At 51.9% G+C, this 16,222-nt stretch carries 12 protein-coding genes and 2 tRNA genes; 4 read left to right on the forward strand and 10 right to left on the reverse strand.

The genetic code is table 11. The features are described 5' to 3' along the window. Nucleotide 1: 1 nt before the first annotated feature. Complete coding sequence (gene eno / locus G604_RS0106960; protein WP_036904831.1) at nucleotides 2-1,306, reverse strand: phosphopyruvate hydratase; 1,305 nt, start codon at nucleotides 1,304-1,306, stop codon at nucleotides 2-4. A gap of 242 nt (nucleotides 1,307-1,548) precedes the next feature. Here eno and G604_RS0106965 point away from each other — a divergent pair, with 242 nt between their 5' ends. The 4 genes from G604_RS0106965 to G604_RS0106980 all read left to right on the forward strand — a co-directional run bounded on the left by G604_RS0106965 (nucleotide 1,549) and on the right by G604_RS0106980 (nucleotide 6,345). After that, a complete protein-coding gene (locus G604_RS0106965; RefSeq protein WP_028909950.1) occupies nucleotides 1,549-2,805 on the forward strand; it encodes a D-alanyl-D-alanine carboxypeptidase in 1,257 nt (418 codons plus the stop codon). Between the two features lie 97 nt (nucleotides 2,806-2,902). Further along, nucleotides 2,903-3,337 (forward strand): DUF3127 domain-containing protein, encoded by a 435-nt coding sequence (locus tag G604_RS0106970; protein ID WP_028909951.1) that lies wholly within the window; start codon nucleotides 2,903-2,905, stop codon nucleotides 3,335-3,337. An 85-nt stretch (nucleotides 3,338-3,422) separates the two neighbouring features. Continuing rightward, the gene (locus G604_RS0106975; RefSeq protein ID WP_028909952.1) at nucleotides 3,423-4,559 is read left to right on the forward strand and encodes an ABC transporter substrate-binding protein; all 1,137 of its coding nucleotides are present in this window, start codon (nucleotides 3,423-3,425) and stop codon (nucleotides 4,557-4,559) included. A 1-nt stretch (nucleotide 4,560) separates the two neighbouring features. Further along, nucleotides 4,561-6,345, forward strand: a complete 1,785-nt coding sequence (locus G604_RS0106980; protein ID WP_051220266.1) for an AAA family ATPase — start codon at nucleotides 4,561-4,563, stop codon at nucleotides 6,343-6,345. A 135-nt stretch (nucleotides 6,346-6,480) separates the two neighbouring features. Here the strand turns inward: G604_RS0106980 and G604_RS0106985 are convergent, their stop codons facing one another. From G604_RS0106985 to G604_RS0107025, 9 genes are all read right to left on the reverse strand, one after another. Beyond that, nucleotides 6,481-9,633: a TonB-dependent receptor gene (locus G604_RS0106985; protein WP_028909954.1), complete on the reverse strand. Its 3,153-nt coding sequence runs from the start codon at nucleotides 9,631-9,633 to the stop codon at nucleotides 6,481-6,483. A 192-nt stretch (nucleotides 9,634-9,825) separates the two neighbouring features. Beyond that, nucleotides 9,826-9,907, reverse strand: a tRNA-Tyr gene (locus G604_RS0106990). Between the two features lie 15 nt (nucleotides 9,908-9,922). Then, nucleotides 9,923-9,997, reverse strand: a tRNA-Val gene (locus G604_RS0106995). A gap of 183 nt (nucleotides 9,998-10,180) precedes the next feature. Continuing rightward, nucleotides 10,181-11,380 carry a hypothetical protein gene (locus G604_RS0107000; protein WP_028909955.1) on the reverse strand — a complete coding sequence of 400 codons (1,200 nt, stop codon included), beginning with the start codon at nucleotides 11,378-11,380 and terminating at the stop codon, nucleotides 10,181-10,183. Continuing rightward, nucleotides 11,377-12,024, reverse strand: coding sequence for an ATP-binding cassette domain-containing protein (locus tag G604_RS0107005; RefSeq protein WP_028909956.1), 648 nt, complete (start codon nucleotides 12,022-12,024; stop codon nucleotides 11,377-11,379). The genes G604_RS0107000 and G604_RS0107005 overlap by 4 nt, the downstream gene beginning before the upstream one ends. A gap of 43 nt (nucleotides 12,025-12,067) precedes the next feature. Then, a complete protein-coding gene (locus G604_RS0107010; protein ID WP_028909957.1) occupies nucleotides 12,068-13,438 on the reverse strand; it encodes a DUF4836 family protein in 1,371 nt (456 codons plus the stop codon). After that, nucleotides 13,435-14,163 carry an RsmE family RNA methyltransferase gene (locus G604_RS0107015; protein WP_028909958.1) on the reverse strand — a complete coding sequence of 243 codons (729 nt, stop codon included), beginning with the start codon at nucleotides 14,161-14,163 and terminating at the stop codon, nucleotides 13,435-13,437. The genes G604_RS0107010 and G604_RS0107015 overlap by 4 nt, the downstream gene beginning before the upstream one ends. Further along, on the reverse strand, nucleotides 14,160-14,732 hold the full coding sequence (locus G604_RS0107020) for a UvrB/UvrC motif-containing protein (RefSeq protein WP_028909959.1): 573 nt from the start codon (nucleotides 14,730-14,732) through the stop codon (nucleotides 14,160-14,162). Before G604_RS0107020 ends, G604_RS0107015 begins: the two co-directional genes overlap by 4 nt. Next, nucleotides 14,725-16,071 (reverse strand): MFS transporter, encoded by a 1,347-nt coding sequence (locus G604_RS0107025; protein WP_028909960.1) that lies wholly within the window; start codon nucleotides 16,069-16,071, stop codon nucleotides 14,725-14,727. Before G604_RS0107025 ends, G604_RS0107020 begins: the two co-directional genes overlap by 8 nt. Nucleotides 16,072-16,222 lie beyond the last annotated feature (151 nt).

Genomic DNA, 16,222 nt, shown 5'->3' on the forward strand with positions numbered 1-16,222 from the left:
GTTATTTCTCGTATCCGTAGACAGCGCTGTCACCGAGCTCCTCCTCGATTCTCAGCAGCTGGTTGTATTTCGCCATACGATCGGTACGCGACATGGAACCCGTCTTGATCTGACCACTGTTCGTGGCAACGGCGATATCGGCAATCGTCGTATCCTCGGTCTCACCACTACGGTGTGAGGTGACCGTGTTGTAGCCATGACGATGAGCCATCTCAATAGCCTCCAGAGTCTCCGTGAGCGAACCGATCTGGTTGACCTTGATCAGGATAGCGTTGGCAGCACCGAGCTCGATACCCTTCTTCAGGAACTTCGTGTTCGTCACGAAGAGGTCATCACCGACGAGCTGTACACGGTCGCCGAGGGCCTTCGTCATCTTCTGCCAGCCTTCCCAGTCGTTCTCGTCGAGACCATCCTCGATGGAGTCGATAGGATACTTCGTGATGAGCTCCTCGAGATACTTGATCTGTTCCTCGTCACTCAACGTCTTACCATTGGGATCCTTCGGCATGCCATTGCTGAGCTGCTTGTAGTTGTAATAGTACTTACCGTCCTTGACCTCAGAGAACTCGGAAGCGGCGCAGTCCATGGCGATGCGCACGTCCTTGCCCGGCTCATAACCGGCAGCCTTCACAGCGTCGACAATGCTCTGCAGGGCATCCTCGATACCGTCGAGCTTCGGAGCAAATCCACCCTCATCACCGACAGCCGTGCTCAGGCCACGCTTCTTCAACAGTTTCTGAAGGGCATGGAAGACCTCAGCACCCATACGGACAGCCTCATGCTCACTCTTCGCGCCGACAGGACGGATCATGAACTCCTGGAAGGCGATAGGCGCGTCACTGTGGGCACCACCATTGATGATGTTCATCATTGGAACCGGCAGCACATAGGTGTTCACGCCACCGAGATAACGGTACAGCGGCAGATTCAGCGCCTTGGCAGCAGCATGGGCGACAGCGAGACTGACACCGAGGATGGCATTGGCACCGAGCTTGCTCTTCGTCGGTGTGCCGTCGAGGGCCAGCATCTTATAGTCGATGGCACGCTGGTTGAAGACATCATCACCCTTCAAAGCCGGTGCGATGACATCATTGACATTGGCAACAGCCTTCAGGACACCCTTGCCACCGAAACGGTTCTTGTCACCGTCACGGAGCTCCAGAGCCTCGTTCTCTCCCGTGGAAGCACCGGAGGGAACACTGGCGCGACCCATCACGCCATTGTCAAGGGTTACCTCTACCTCAACCGTCGGATTGCCACGGCTGTCAAGAATCTCACGTGCATGAACTTTCTCAATCTTTGTCATAATGCAAATATTTTAATTTAACGTCTGATTATTTATTCCGTCAGCAAAAGTACAAACTTCATGCCAACCACCCAAAAATCCGGGATACCCAAAAATAGGTATCTTTTGTGACCACCTGTTTTCACGACTCTGTAACCGTTCTGTTACGATGTCTTAAAAAACGGGCCCTTTTGTGCCTTCCTTCTACTTTTTTTCTTACTTTTGCATCTCAGAAAAATATACGCGACATATATAGCACCATCATGAATCTGAAGAAACAACTATTATATATAGGTGTAGCTGCCGCTCTTTTGGCTCCGGCGCTCTCCTCCTGTGGGAATCACAACGACAAGATTAAAAAAACACAAAATACCACGACTGCCAAAAAGGCGGCCCAAGTGGACACCGCTGTCGTCAGCCGACTGAAGAAATTCGCCGCCGAGCCGCGCTGCAAGGGACAGTTCGCCTTCTATGTCTACGACATCACGGCCGACAAGCCCGTCTTTGGCGTCAACGAGAAACAGCCCCTGCACTCCGCCTCCTGTCTGAAACTCATCTCCGGTACGGCAGGCCTGCACCTCCTCTCAACGAAATACCTCTACTATACGGCCCTCTTCCTCCACGGACAACCGAAGAACGGCACCGTCAACGGCTCCATGAGCCTCCTCGGCAGCCTCGATCCGTCATTCAAGGCCCAGGACTTCATGCCCTTTGCTGCCGCGGCGAAGAAAGCAGGCGTGAAGAAACTCAACGGCCATCTGCTGCTGAGTCTCCCCGTCACTGATCCCGTGAAGAGCGAGCCCCACTGGTACCCCTGGGATCTGAGTTTCTCCAGTTTCGGCATTTTCTATAAAGGTCAGGACAAGATCATCCAAGCCGTCCTCAATGCGTTCCATCAGAATGGCATCCAACTCACGAAGGACCAGATCATCGTCGTGAAGAACAAGGTCGTCCGTGGATCCAAGCTCATCCATTACCGTAACACGCCGATCACCGCCGTCACGGAACGGATGTGGAAACACAGTGCCAACACGCAGGCAACATCCATGCTCTATACCATCGGCCATCACCTCGACCCGAAGGCCGCCGATCCGACTGTTGCCGGCGTGAAATATCTCCGCACCTTCCTCGCCGACAGTCTGAAACAGAAAGATAAAGGTCTCTGCATCCATGACGGCTGCGGACTCTGTATCCATAACCTCCTCTCACCAAAGGCCCTCTGCGCCGCCCTCCTCTACGGCCGCCATCATCCCGACATCTATCAGGTGATGATGAAACAGTTGCCGACGGCCGGTGTCGACGGTACCCTGCGCACGGAGATGGTCAGTCCGCTGACGAGAGGCCGTGTACACGCCAAGACGGGGACACTCTCCCACCCCTACGGCATCTCGTCCCTCGCCGGCTTCACCACGGGAGCTGACGGCCATGAGTACTGCTTCGCCATCATGGACACGGAGATGAGCGTCCTCGATGCCCGCGTCCTCCAGCGCAAGCTCTGCGAGGCCCTGCTGAAAAAATAATCCTCGAAAAATTTCATTTTTCCCAAACTTTTTCGTAACTTCGCAAAATAAAAGCAGGTTTTACCTAAGAACCCGAAAATATTAAAACATTTAGATAATGGAAATACAAGGAAAAATCATCGCGGTATTGCCGCAGCAGAGTGGTGTCTCTCAGCGCACCGGTAACCCCTGGGCTTCTCAGGATTATGTCATCGAGACCCACGAACAGTATCCTCACAAGTGCTGCTTCCGTGTCTTCGGCGCAGATCGTATCAAACAGTTCAATATCCAGAGTGGTGAGGAGCTCACCGTCAGCTTCGATATCGACTGCCATGAGTACAACGGCCGTTGGTTCAACGATATCCGTGCATGGAACGTACAGCGCGTAGATCCCAATGCTGTCAACACCGGTAACCAGCCGCAGGCAGGCGCCGCACCCTTCCCGCCGGCAGGTGCTGCCGCTGCTCCCGCCGCAGATAACGGTGCCGCCGCTCCTTTCCCGCCGCAGCAGCCCGCCGATGGCAACAGTGCCGCTGACGATCTGCCGTTCTAACGACAAGGAAAGAACGGCTTGCCGTCGTGTGCTTGCGCTTTGCAAGCGCAAGTCGCCAACGTTTATAGAAACCATCCCGAAGCAAATGAAGATCCAGCATTTATCCCTTCTATTCTTCGGCTGTATCCTCGCCGGCTGCAACGGTGCCCACACAGGGCTCACGGCAGATGGCGGGGATACTGTCGTTATGCGCTATGCCCGTCAGCTCGTCATTGTCAAACACGATGGCTATACCGACGTGCGCCTCGCCGATCCCTGGCATCAGGGCAAAACGCTCCACCGCTATATCCTCGTCCCGAAATCGGAGAAAGAGATCCCCGAAGAGGCTCAGGCCCTGACCAAGGACAGTGCCACACTCGTGCGTACGCCCCTCTCCCGCTCCATCGTCTTCACGAGTGTCCATACAGCCCTATTGCAGGAACTTCACGAGGCGAAGGCCGTGGCCGGCGTCTGCGACCTCGACTATATGAACCTCCCGTGGGTGAAGACCGCCGTCCGACAGGGTAAGATCGCCAACTGCGGCAACAGTATGACACCAAACATCGAGAAGATCATCGACACCCGTCCCGACGCGCTCATCCTCTCACCTTTTGAGAACAGTGGCGGCTATGGGAAACTCGACAAACTGCATATCCCGCTCATCGAGGCGGCCGACTATATGGAGACGAGTGCCCTCGGCAGAGCGGAATGGGTGAAATTCTATGGACTGCTCTTTGGACAGGAGGCGACCGCCGACAGTATCTTCCGTGTTACCGACAGTACCTACCATGCCCTGCAGGGTAAAGCGGCAAAGACGACAAAACGACCTACCGTTATCACCGAACTGAAGACGGGCGGCACTTGGTATGTGCCGGGCGGAGAGAGCAGTGTCGCCGCCCTCATCCGTGATGCCGGGGCTGCCTATTGCTACAGTAAGGACAAGAGCACGGGCTCCCTCTCTCTCAGTTTCGAGAAGGTCCTCAATGATGCCGGCAATGCCGACTTCTGGCTCTATAAATATGATACAACTCCGACAACGCTCGCCCAGTTAAAGGCGGCCTTCCCCGGCTATACGGAGATGAAAGCCTGGCAAAAAAAGAATGTATGGGGTGCTGACTGTACGAAAGTGCCGTTCTACGAGGAGACACCATTCCATCCCGAGCGTGTCCTCCGTGACTTCATCATCATCTTCCACCCCGAGCTCCGTCTCGGTGCCTGCCGATATTACCACCACATTATTTAATATGTCCAACAACGAAACAATCGACCTGGAAAATCCCGAACTGCAGAATGCCCTGCAGATCATCCAATATACCCGTCGCTCCCTTTTCCTCACGGGAAAGGCCGGGACGGGCAAGTCGACGTTTCTGCGCTATATCGCCGCCCACACGAAGAAGAAACATGTCATCCTCGCGCCAACGGGCATCGCGGCCATCAATGCCGGTGGCAGCACCCTTCACAGTTTCTTCAAGATTCCCTTCTATCCCCTTCTGCCGAACGATATCCGGTACAGTGTGAGGAACCTCCGGGAGACCCTCAAGTACAACCGTGAGAAAATCAACCTCATCAAGAGTCTCGAACTCATCATCATCGACGAGATCAGCATGGTGCGGGCGGACATCATCGACTTCATCGACAAGGTGCTGCGCGTCTACTGCCGGAACATGCGGGAGCCCTTCGGCGGCAAGCAACTGCTCCTCGTAGGCGATATCTATCAACTCGAGCCCGTCGTCAGAGAGGATGACCGCCGCCTCCTCGAGCCCTTCTATCCCTCCGCTTTCTTCTTCGATGCCAGGGTGTTCCGCGAGTTCCGCCTTGTCAGTATCGAACTCAAGAAAGTATACCGGCAGAGCGATCCCGTCTTTATCGGTATCCTCGACAATATCCGTACCTCCACGGCAACCTCCCGTGACTTGCAGATGCTCAACCGGCGCGTCGGCGCCAACCTTAACCAAAATGATGACCAACTCGCCATCACCCTCTCCGGACGTCGGGATACCGTGGATTATATCAACCAGCAACAACTCAACCAGCTTGAAGGTGAAGAAGTGCTCTTCAAAGGTTATAAAGAAGGGGACTTCCCCGACAGCATGCTCCCCACACCCATCGAACTACGCCTGAAAGTCGGCGCACAGGTGATCTTCATTAAGAATGATATGGACCACCGATGGGTCAACGGCACCCTCGGTATCGTCACGGGATATGACGTCAAAGAAGCGACCGACGAAGATGATGTCCTCTTCAATGATGATGAGGAAGAGCCGAATATCTACGTACGGTTGGAGAACGGCAAGGAGGTCGTCGTCAATGAGGCCCTCTGGAGTAATGTCCGTTATACCTATAATGAAAAGGAACAGAAGGTGGAGGAAGAGGAGATCGGCGTTTATCACCAGTATCCGCTGCGACTGGCCTGGGCCATCACCGTCCATAAGAGTCAGGGACTGACGTTCAACCAGGTGAAGATCGACTTCACGGGAGGCGTCTTCGCCGGCGGACAGACCTATGTCGCCCTCTCCCGTTGCACCTCCCTGGAAGGCATCAGTCTCAACGAGCCCATCCAGCCCCATGACGTCTTTGTACGTACAGAGGTGAAACAGTTCGCCTCTCATTATAATGACCAACGGATGATCCAAAGTGCCCTGACGCAGAGTAAGGCTGACAAGGAATATGCCGATGCCGTCAGCGCCTTCGACAAGGGCGACATGCAGGCGGCCCTCGACAACTTCTTCCTCGCTATCCACAGTCGTTATGATATTGAGAAACCAGGGCCGCGGCGCCTCATCCGCCAGAAACTCAACCACCTTCTCCTGCAGATCAAGGACCTCAAGGAAGAGAATGAGGCCATGAAGAAGGAAAAGGAGAAACAGGACAAGTTCCTCAAGCACCTCGCCGTGGAATATACCCTCATGGGTAAGGACTGTGAGCGGGAGGGCATGAAAGAGGCCGCCATCAAGAATTATGAGAAGGCCCTGCAACTCTGTCCGAATCACTCCCTTGCCAAACGGCGGCTGAAAAAACTCAAGGGCTGATCCCACCTACAAACGGATCATAATGAAAAAATCCCCGCCATCCAAACGATGACGGGGATTAATTTTATTCTCTTCCTTGCGGGAATTTTAATTCTTTACGCTTTAATTCTTTACTTTTTTAATTTTTTACTTTTCCTAGAATTCCAGGCGCAGACCCACCTGTGCATGCCAACGGCTGGCAACATCACTGGCAACGGGCTTGCTGTTGGTGTTATACTGGAAGTAACCGACACCATTCTTCACAGCAGTAAGTGTCAGCGGACTGAGGTTGTAAGCATTGCTGTAGTGAGCGCCCCAGTGCTTGTTGAGCATGTTGGCGAAGTTCATGACATCGAACGTCAGCTGCATCTTACCGATGCCCTTGATGTTATAAATGTTCTGAGCAACATGGAGGTTGATCTCATTCTCCCAAGGAGTCATGTTGGAGTTGCGCTTAGCATACTGGCCACGATGATTCTTGGCATAGTCATCATTCTCAATCCACTCCTCAAACATCTGACGGCTCTGCTCGGCAGTGAGCTTCTTCGTATCGGTGAACTGCATCTGTGCCAGCTCCTCCTTCGTAGGAATATAGAGCAGACTGTTGCCGCGCCAACCATCATTGTTGTAGTCAGCCTTCTCGTTCATCGTCAGAGAATAGCGGCCACCACTGAAACCATTGTAGTTGATGGCAACATCCGTGCTCATCCAACCATTCCAATATTTCGGTGACTGATAAGCAACCTGGATACGAACCTGGTGAGGAATATCGAACTTAGACCAGCTGAGCTCGTTCTGATCATTCGTGTTACGGCTGTAGTTATACTTCCAGTTAGAGTAAGCGACAGAAGAGGTACCATCGTTCACACTGTAAGAGTGACCGAAGATGTAGCTGGCCATCAAGTAGAGACCGAAGTCGAAGGTCTTCTCAGCCTTCACGCTGAAGTTATAGGAATAACCCTTGCTCGTGTTGCGGAGGTTGATGATGCTGTAGTAAGGCAGCTTGTTCTCAATCTTACTATAGGAAGTAACGGCGGAAGCATCCACACCTTCGACGGCATAGACTTTATCACCGTTATCCTTATAGGCGAGATTCTCGAAGAACACGTTGTTCATATTCTTGGAATACAGGCCTTCCAATGTCATCTTCACATCACCGGGAAGCGTCTGCTCCAGGGCGAGGTTCATACGGAGTACCTGCGGGAACTTGAAGTTCTTGGAGATCGTCACGATATCCGGAGACAGACCGGCAGTAGACTGGCTGGCAGCACCCAGAGGATCCTTGGCATACTGGGTGAGCGTAGGAACATTCTTCGTGATGGTTGTACCCTTAGCCTCTACACCATTGTTGACGAAGGCGTTGGAGAGCCATACATAAGGAGCACGACCGGAGAAGATACCGATACCACCGCGCAGCAGGGTGCGACGGCTATCGTCTGTATACCAGTTGAAACCGACACGCGGGGAGACGAGGAGCTTGGCACTCGGCATCTTACCCACCTCTACACCGAGGTTATGCTCAGCTGCGAAGGAATTGAACTCTTCGTTCGTCGTAGGATTGTTGAACGTATCGTTGATATCGAAACGGATACCATAGGTCAGGTTCAACAGCGGAGTGATATCCCACTTGTCCTGAGCATAGAAGCCGAAGAGACCATACTTCATATTCGGAGTCCAACGGGTGTCGCCACCGGTAAGTTCAGGATCCGTATATTTATAGGTATACTTCCAAGGATTATCAGCCAGGAAGTCCTCCAGAGAGTTGTAATACCAAGCACCATTGGAAGCCTGGATGAACAGGTTCTTCATCTTATAGAACTCGTCATGGATACCAAAGGTGAGGTTATGGTTACCGAGGTACCAAGAGAGGTTATCCTCAATAGACCAGATATCCTGATTCAGATAGTTGGCACCACTACTGAACTCCGTACCAATATTCACGGTATTGTTGGACGTTCCGTCGCCACCGAGGACATTGCTGATCTGTACCGTAGGACCCTGATAACCGACATTACGGTTGTCACGGATGAAGCTGGCAGAGACACGGGCCTCATTGTAGAGGACGGGGCTGATATGAGAGTTCAACTCAGCGACGAAGGAGTTCGTCTTGTTGTTCATACGATAGCTGGAGTTGTTGAACGTGAAAGTGTTGCTGCTCAATCCGTCCTTATCATCGTAAGAGTCGTTGTGCTGATAACGGAAAGCCAAATGGTTGTTGTTATCAATGTTCCAGTCCAAACGGGCTAGGAAACTGAAGGCCTTCGTACCCAGCGTTCCTTTGCCGTAGCTGTCCTCAAAACCAGTCAGAGACTTATACTTATCAGCGATCTGCTGCAGAGAGGACTCCGTGACATAAGAGCTGATATACCCCGGATAGATCGTAGCGGGGGCCTCTGTCTTCTTATACTCGGCACTCGTGAAGAAGAACAACTTGTCCTTCACGATAGGACCGCCGAAGGTAGCACCATAGGTCTTCGTGGAACGCTCGGAGAGTTTCTCCTCAGCGTAGTCGTGCAGACGGTTGTACTTGCTGTACATATCCTGGTTGGTATAATACATGTAAGCACTGCCATGGAACTGGTTCGTACCACTCTTCGTAATGGCATTGATGGCACCACCGGTGAAACCACTCTGACGGACATCGAAAGGTGCGACACTGACCTGCAGCTCCTGGATGGCATCCATGGAGATCGGGTTGGCACCCGTCTGACCACCGTTCGTACCGCTGGAGGCAAGACCGAAGACATCATTGCTGACGGTACCGTCGATCTGGAAGGAGTTGTAACGGTTGTTGATACCGGAGATGGAGATACCACCGACACGGGAGGTGGAGACAAGCGTGGAGAGCTTGGCAACATCATAGATGTCACGGCTGATCGTCGGCGTATTCTCAATGCGCTGCTGGTTGAAGTTGGCAGCGGCGCCACCACTGTTGCGACCATTCTTACCGGTTACAGTGACCTCGCCGAGCTGCTGGGCATCTTCCTTGAGGTCTACATTGACGGTACGCGTCTGACCCAGGGAAAGCTGGATGTTGTTGAGGACCTCATCCTTGTAACCGATATAATTCACGGTTACCTTGTAAGGTCCGCCGACACGCATACCCTGAATGGTAAAACGACCATTCTCATTGGTAACGGCATTATACCGTGTGCCGGAAGGTTCATGTACTGCGGTAATGGTAGCGCCGATAACATCTTCACCACCTGCTACAACCTTTCCACTCATGGAAGAAGTTGTAACCTGTGCCATGACTGATGCAAAAGTTATCATCAACATGGCTACAAAAGAAAAGATTCTCTTGTACATAAGAATTGAAAATAAATTTGTTAAATTGTCGAGTTTAAATCTCTTTAAGCGTTTACGCTGCAAAATTAACAAAAAATTTTCAAAACTTATGTTACGAAACTGTTAATTTTTCAGTTCACGACGATTTTTTTCCTGTAACACCGAATAGGAAAGAAAAACAGCCGTCACTTCAGGAAGTAACGGCTGTCGTTGTGGGTGGTGATGGATTCGAACCACCGAAGCTAGAAGCAGCAGATTTACAGTCTGCCCCATTTGGCCACTCTGGAAACCACCCTTATATATAATAAGGTGGGCGTTGACGGATTCGAACCGCCGACCCTCTGCTTGTAAGGCAGATGCTCTAAACCAACTGAGCTAAACGCCCTCATTGCTCTTCCAAGCAATGTGCTTGTCTTTTGTTTTCTCAAAAGCGAGTGCAAAAGTACGACTTTTTTCTCATTCCACCAAATTTTTCTTCATCTTTTTTATAAAAAAGACAGGTCTGAGCCTTGCAAAGGAAGAGACCATTCCCTCCCCTCCTCTTGGAGGAGGGGTTGAGGATAAGACTTTATTCTTTTCTCTCCCAGATGCTCATGATCTTTCTGCGGATGGCGATGATATTACAGATGGAGACGAGGACGAAGAGGGCCACACCCATGAGGAGAGCCGGCAGCATGGTGCCGTCGTCCATTTGCGGGAACAGCGTCTCGATGATATCCATGTAATAGTTGCGCACGAAGAAGAGGATAATCCACGCGATGAGGAGCACGGCGATGTTCAGTCCGATCGTCAGCAGCTGATAAGGGCGCGCAACGGCATTCGGACTATAGCCGATCATCAACAGATTCTCCAACTTCGACGAGTTCTTCTGTACGAGCAGATAGATACTGAGCATGAGGATATAGAAACTCAGGATCGAGATGATCAGACCAACGATCATGACCATCGTCACCATCATCCTCAGAAAGTAGGTGGTCTTCTCGGCGTTGAGCTTGTCATCCTCTATCTCGTAGCCTTTCTTCTGCAGATACTGAGAGATGCTCTGGTCACCGGTATTCGACGGATCGACGATGATACGGGAGGGCTCACTATGTTGTCCGGGACAGAAGAAGTTATTACTCCAATCCATGAAACTCTGCGGCACAAGGATCGTGTTCAAACGGGAAGAGAAGCCGATAACCCGTCCTTTAAAGCCATTGCTGTGGCCATTGCCCTGGATGAACAACTGGAAGTCGATCATGCCGACGAGACCATCGCTGATCTTCGGCAGAGAGTGACTCTGCGCGAAACCGAAGTTATACATCGTGATATAAGCGCGCGGCAGGATAATGGGCACGGCAGGATCTCCTTCCTTCCATTTCCACTGCCCCTTCGGTGCGTCGACAAAGCCGTCGGGGACCGACTCGATAGGAATCTCAGAGTTCAGCACGTTCGTGCCGTTGATTCCCATGGATGCATTGACCTTATATTCCGTCGGCGTGAAGACTCCCATGCGACGGACAAACTTCTGCGCTTTCACATCTGCGATATCCTCCGGCGTAAAAGTATTGCTGCGGCCACTGATCGTACTTCCCGTGCCGATCTTCTTGTTCATAATGAGGTAGTCGGCCTTCATGAAACTGTCGTCAGCCGTAAACACGGGAACAACATCACGGTAGAACTGTATACCGAGAAGGACGATGAACATACCGAAGAGATTGGCGAAGAAGAAGCCGACGAACTGCGGTACGCTGATATGCTGACGAAGTAATTTCCAAACGAGATTCATAGTTTCAATGTCTTTTCATAATCAAGTTTCATATGCTTACCGATGCTCGTGACGATAACGCAGGCCCCTTGTGCCTTCGCCTCCGTCATCATGATATCTGCCATGATGGCGGAGTTACGGTCGTCAAGATGGGAGATCGGCTCATCAGCAAGGAGAAAGTCGAAGGGCTGCACGAGCGCACGGATCATCGCCACACGCTGCTGCTGGCCAAACGACATGCGGCCGATCTTCGCGTCGAGCTTGTCGCCAATGCCTAACCTATCAAACCACTCCACGATCTGCTTGCGGTCCTTGAAATGCGTGAGGTTGTTCTTGATCTCCACATTCTCCAAAGCCGTCAGCTCCGGGAAAAGACGGAGCTCCTGAAAAAGATGGGATACATGACGCTGGCGCATGTCCACCCAGTCATTCACCTTAAACTCCTTGGTGTCACGGCCATCGAAAGAGACGGTACCCGTATAGTCATGTCGGTATCCGACGATATAACTACAAAACGTACTCTTTCCTTTTCCACTGTCTGCCTCTACGAGATAGAGGTGTCCCCGCTCAAAAGTGACCTCCGTATTCCAGATATCACTGTGCAGCTCCTCCGCATGGGCGGAGAAGACCTGTGGGACAATAGACTGAAATGTAATTTTTTCCATGATGGATATAAAAATTTTACTTGATCACATTTATTTGATCAAATTATTTGATCACATATACAATGGTATTCACCTTACCAAACAACGGCTCCAGCATGCCACTCACGGCCGTCAACGCGCTATGCCCTTTGCCAAGGGCACCGAGATTGATGACCATTGCCACACGCTTGCCACGGATCAACTGTTGCACAGCAGGATTGAGCGGCTGCGGATAGGCTACGAGACTATGGTCGGCCAAGGCGGCACTGCTGCCACTATAGAACTGCAGGTCCTTGCTCACACCGAAATAGAAACTCGTCTTGTCACTACTGTAATACCAGGCACCGGGACGCCAGTCACTGATCTTGCCGCCATTCGGCACGCTCTGTTTCCAATAGCTGACATCCTTCGTCCAGTTGCTGTTTGCCAACTTCGCGGCCATGGTGAGTTGCAGATCCTTCTCGGAATATTTAGGCATGACAATCGCCATATCACCATTGACACTACGGATGATATTATCCATGTCAATGGCCTGGTTAACCCCCATAAGGATGGCCTGCAGACCTTTGTCGGCCTGCATCAGAGGCAGAAACTGCGGACCGTTGACATTCATGAACATACCGAAGAGAGCCGTGGACGGCATCGTCGGCAGATAATGTCCCTGGATGGGACGGTACTGACGCTGAGCCTTTTGCAGGGCCTCGTTGATGCCTCCATCGAAGGAGAACGTCTTACCCGTAATGTTCAGTATTCCTTTCTTCACTTGGAGCGTGGCGGAGATGAGCACCTCGGAGGGATCGGCATTCTGCGGGGCACCGAGGACGAAAGGCGCCACGAACTGGTCGGGCAAAGCCTGGGCCTGCGTGACCATCGCCATCGGCGCGTCAATACTGTCAAGACGGTCGAAGAGCGGCTGACTCTTCACGCCCTGATCCTCATCTTCCTTGAGATATTCCGCCATCTGCTGCTGCAGCGTGGCAGCAGCGGACGGCGTGACGGGACCCATAACGAGGAAGGCCTCGTCGGACCAGCCGGCGACCCACGCATTCTTTAATAAGGTGAAATGGCATTTGCGGTATTTCTTCACGCCGACACACAGACCGCGTTTTGCCAAGTTGTCAAAACAGTCGGTCAGGTCATCCTCATCATCAACCTTCGCACAGAGGCCGAGAGTACCGTCACCGGACTCGAAAAGATAAAGTTTATGCTTCAGGTCAAGACCACAGTCACCAGGGTCTACAACACCGAGCGTTCGTTTCAGAAAGGTGGCAGCGCGACCTCCTTCCTGGGCCTCCTGGAGATGGGTAAGATCCAGGGAGATCAATGCCCTGCTGTCTCCGGGAACGGCATTGAGATAACTGTCTCCCGAACAAGAGACGAAAAAGACAGAGGCCAGCACGAGCAGGCCTCCGATGATATCTTTGATATTTTTCATATTCTTCTCGCTAAATTAGCCATCATAACAGCCTCCAGGCCTGCCGTCTCCGTTCGTAGCCGGGAGGTACCGAGGGTAACACTCTCATAGCCATGTTCCAAAGCCATCTGAACCTCATCGATGGAGAAATCGCCCTCAGGACCGACGAGAACGGTGATATCCTCCCCTTCCTCCCCTACGGCATTGCAGACCTCCGTAAAGAAGTCCTTCCGCTCTATTTCCGGGTAACAATGACAGATAAACTTCCTGCCCGGACGCGGGGTATGGATAAAGTCCTTGAAACCACAGATACCATTAACGACAGGCTTCCACGGCTTACGACTCTGTTTCATAGCTGAGACAACGATCTTGTCGAGACGGACGGTACGTACGACCTTACGCTCGGAGAACTTCGAATGCAGAAAAGTCAACTCATTAAAACCGACCTCCGTGGCCTTCTCCGCCATCCATTCCATACGGTCCATCATCTTCGTAGGGGCGATAGCCAGATGAATCCTTCCCCGCCATGCAGGCTGCTGGGGTAATGCCTCCTGAATCTCATACATACAATGCTTCGTTGCCGCCAAGGTAACGACAGCACGATAGAAAGTCCCCTCTCCATCCATGAGAAACATCTCGTCGCCACTCTTCAATCGAAGGACGCGGAGGGCATGGAGCGCTTCCTCCATCGGCAGTTCTTTCTCGTCGGCTGCCCGAGGAACATAGAAATAACGAGCCTCTTTCATGACTTCTCCGGTTTATTCTTCTTACGCTGGTTGATCTCATCCCGAATATGTGACGCTGCCTCATAATCCTCTCGACGGATAGCGTCATCCAGCGCTTTCCGCAACAGATCGTCACTCAACACGTTAATAGGAATACCCAGACGTCCCGTCTTGCTGTCCTGTTCAGAGAAAGGAGCACTCTGATGCAGCCATAAGGTTGATTCCACAAAAATCTTTAGATGAGCGACATAGGCAAACAGGACAGCATCCGTGGCACGGACAGGTGCCAGGTCCAGCGTGTCCTCGTTGACGATGAGGGCCGAATACTTTCCGTCTTTCAGCGCGTTGATGACCACTTCGTAATGGCCCAGCGTATCCCGCTGCAGGATTCCTCCGAGAACCTCCGGGAGACGATGCTCATTGCCGTCTTCATGATGCATGCGACGTACAAACTCCCGGAGCATATCCTGTTCGCAGGGCAGGGAGATCTGACGGTCATTCTTGTCATTGGCAAGAATCAGCAGACCGAGATCCTCATCGCCGACGACATCGGTGAATCCCTCAATATGAACTTCTATCTTACTATTCATGATTTTTCACTTGATGATGAGGCTTAAACACTAAAGCGAACGCCAACCCTACGGCGAGGGCGAAACCGGCAAATATAAACCAGCAGGCCTGCCAGTTTCCCATGAGATAAGAGGAATCGCCATGATCCGTCCACGTACAGAAATGATTGACAACAGCACCGGCCGACAGCGTTCCTATCGTCGCGCCCAGACCATTGGTCATCAACATAAACAGTCCCTGCGCCGATGCCTTTACCTTCGGGTCACACTCCCGGTCCACAAAGATACCGCCGGAGACATTGAAGAAGTCAAAGGCGACACCGTATACGATACAGGAGAGGATGAAGAAGAGCACACCCGGCATCGTCGGATTGCCGATACCGAAGAATCCGAAGCGCAGTACCCAAGCGAACATCGCAATGAGCATCACGCTCTTGATGCCATAACGTTTCATGAAGAAAGGGATGAGCAGGATGCAGAATGCCTCACTGACCTGGGAGATCGATGTCAACAACGTGGCATTACTGGCAGCAAACGAGGTAGCGATGACAGGATCACTACTACCCTGGAAACTGGAGATGAACGGACCGGCAAAACTGTTCGTCACCTGCAGCGACATTCCCAGGAGGGCGGAGAAGATGAAGAACAGCGCCATACGGCGCTCTTTGAAGAGTTTGAAGGCATCGAGGCCGAGGAGTTCCATCAGTGATTTCTTCTGTTCCCGTTCCTCCCTGACAATACGGCACTGAGGAAGGGTAAAGACATAGAAGAACATCACAAGACTCAGCAGGCCGGAGACGAGGAACTGGTTATAGGTATACTGGAACTTATGCGCATTCTGTGCCAGCGTCATTGAGAACGAGCCATTGTCCCAAACGGCACAGTTGACAAACCACATGACGATAATGAAACCGACAGTACCACAGGAACGGATCGGCGGGAAATCGGTGACGGTATCACCGCCATGGCTCTTCAATACCGTAAAGGCGGTGGTATTCGTCAGTGCCAGCGTCGGCATGTAAAAGGCGACACTCAGAGTATAGAGGGCGATAAAAAGCCCCTTGTCCGGGATCTCCTGTCCGAAACCGGCCGACAAGCCCATGACCCATAAAGACAGCATGAAAGCGCCGGCCAGAAGATGACAGATTCCGAGGAGCTTCTGCGGCTGAATCCATTTATCGGCGACAATACCAATGAGTGTCGGCATGAAGATAGAGACAATACCTTGGATGGCATAGAACCAGGAGATCTCGGCTCCCAAACCGGCAACGCCGAGGTAATTTCCCATACAGGTCAGATAAGCGCCCCAGACGCCGAACTCGAGAAATGTCAGTACTGACAAACGTATTTTCAGATTCATTGTTTCATTCGTTTCGTTGTTTATTTTTTTGTCTTGCAAAGATACAACGATATTTTGGAAAAACATAAAATTTTAACGGCAATTATGAAAACGACGGAATGTATTTGCCGTAGGGACATGATTTATCATGTTCCGCCCAAACGGGTAAACA

The sequence above is a fragment of the Prevotella sp. AGR2160 genome (genome assembly GCF_000424185.1).
Lineage (GTDB): Bacteria > Bacteroidota > Bacteroidia > Bacteroidales > Bacteroidaceae > Prevotella.

Coding starts and splice junctions, on each gene's coding strand:
- eno (WP_036904831.1), bottom strand. CDS start 1,306: ATGACAAAGATTGAGAAAGTTCATGCACGTGAGATTCTTGACAGCCGT.
- G604_RS0106965 (WP_028909950.1), top strand. CDS start 1,549: ATGAATCTGAAGAAACAACTATTATATATAGGTGTAGCTGCCGCTCTT.
- G604_RS0106970 (WP_028909951.1), top strand. CDS start 2,903: ATGGAAATACAAGGAAAAATCATCGCGGTATTGCCGCAGCAGAGTGGT.
- G604_RS0106975 (WP_028909952.1), top strand. CDS start 3,423: ATGAAGATCCAGCATTTATCCCTTCTATTCTTCGGCTGTATCCTCGCC.
- G604_RS0106980 (WP_051220266.1), top strand. CDS start 4,561: ATGTCCAACAACGAAACAATCGACCTGGAAAATCCCGAACTGCAGAAT.
- G604_RS0106985 (WP_028909954.1), bottom strand. CDS start 9,633: ATGTACAAGAGAATCTTTTCTTTTGTAGCCATGTTGATGATAACTTTT.
- G604_RS0107000 (WP_028909955.1), bottom strand. CDS start 11,380: ATGAATCTCGTTTGGAAATTACTTCGTCAGCATATCAGCGTACCGCAG.
- G604_RS0107005 (WP_028909956.1), bottom strand. CDS start 12,024: ATGGAAAAAATTACATTTCAGTCTATTGTCCCACAGGTCTTCTCCGCC.
- G604_RS0107010 (WP_028909957.1), bottom strand. CDS start 13,438: ATGAAAAATATCAAAGATATCATCGGAGGCCTGCTCGTGCTGGCCTCT.
- G604_RS0107015 (WP_028909958.1), bottom strand. CDS start 14,163: ATGAAAGAGGCTCGTTATTTCTATGTTCCTCGGGCAGCCGACGAGAAA.
- G604_RS0107020 (WP_028909959.1), bottom strand. CDS start 14,732: ATGAATAGTAAGATAGAAGTTCATATTGAGGGATTCACCGATGTCGTC.
- G604_RS0107025 (WP_028909960.1), bottom strand. CDS start 16,071: ATGAATCTGAAAATACGTTTGTCAGTACTGACATTTCTCGAGTTCGGC.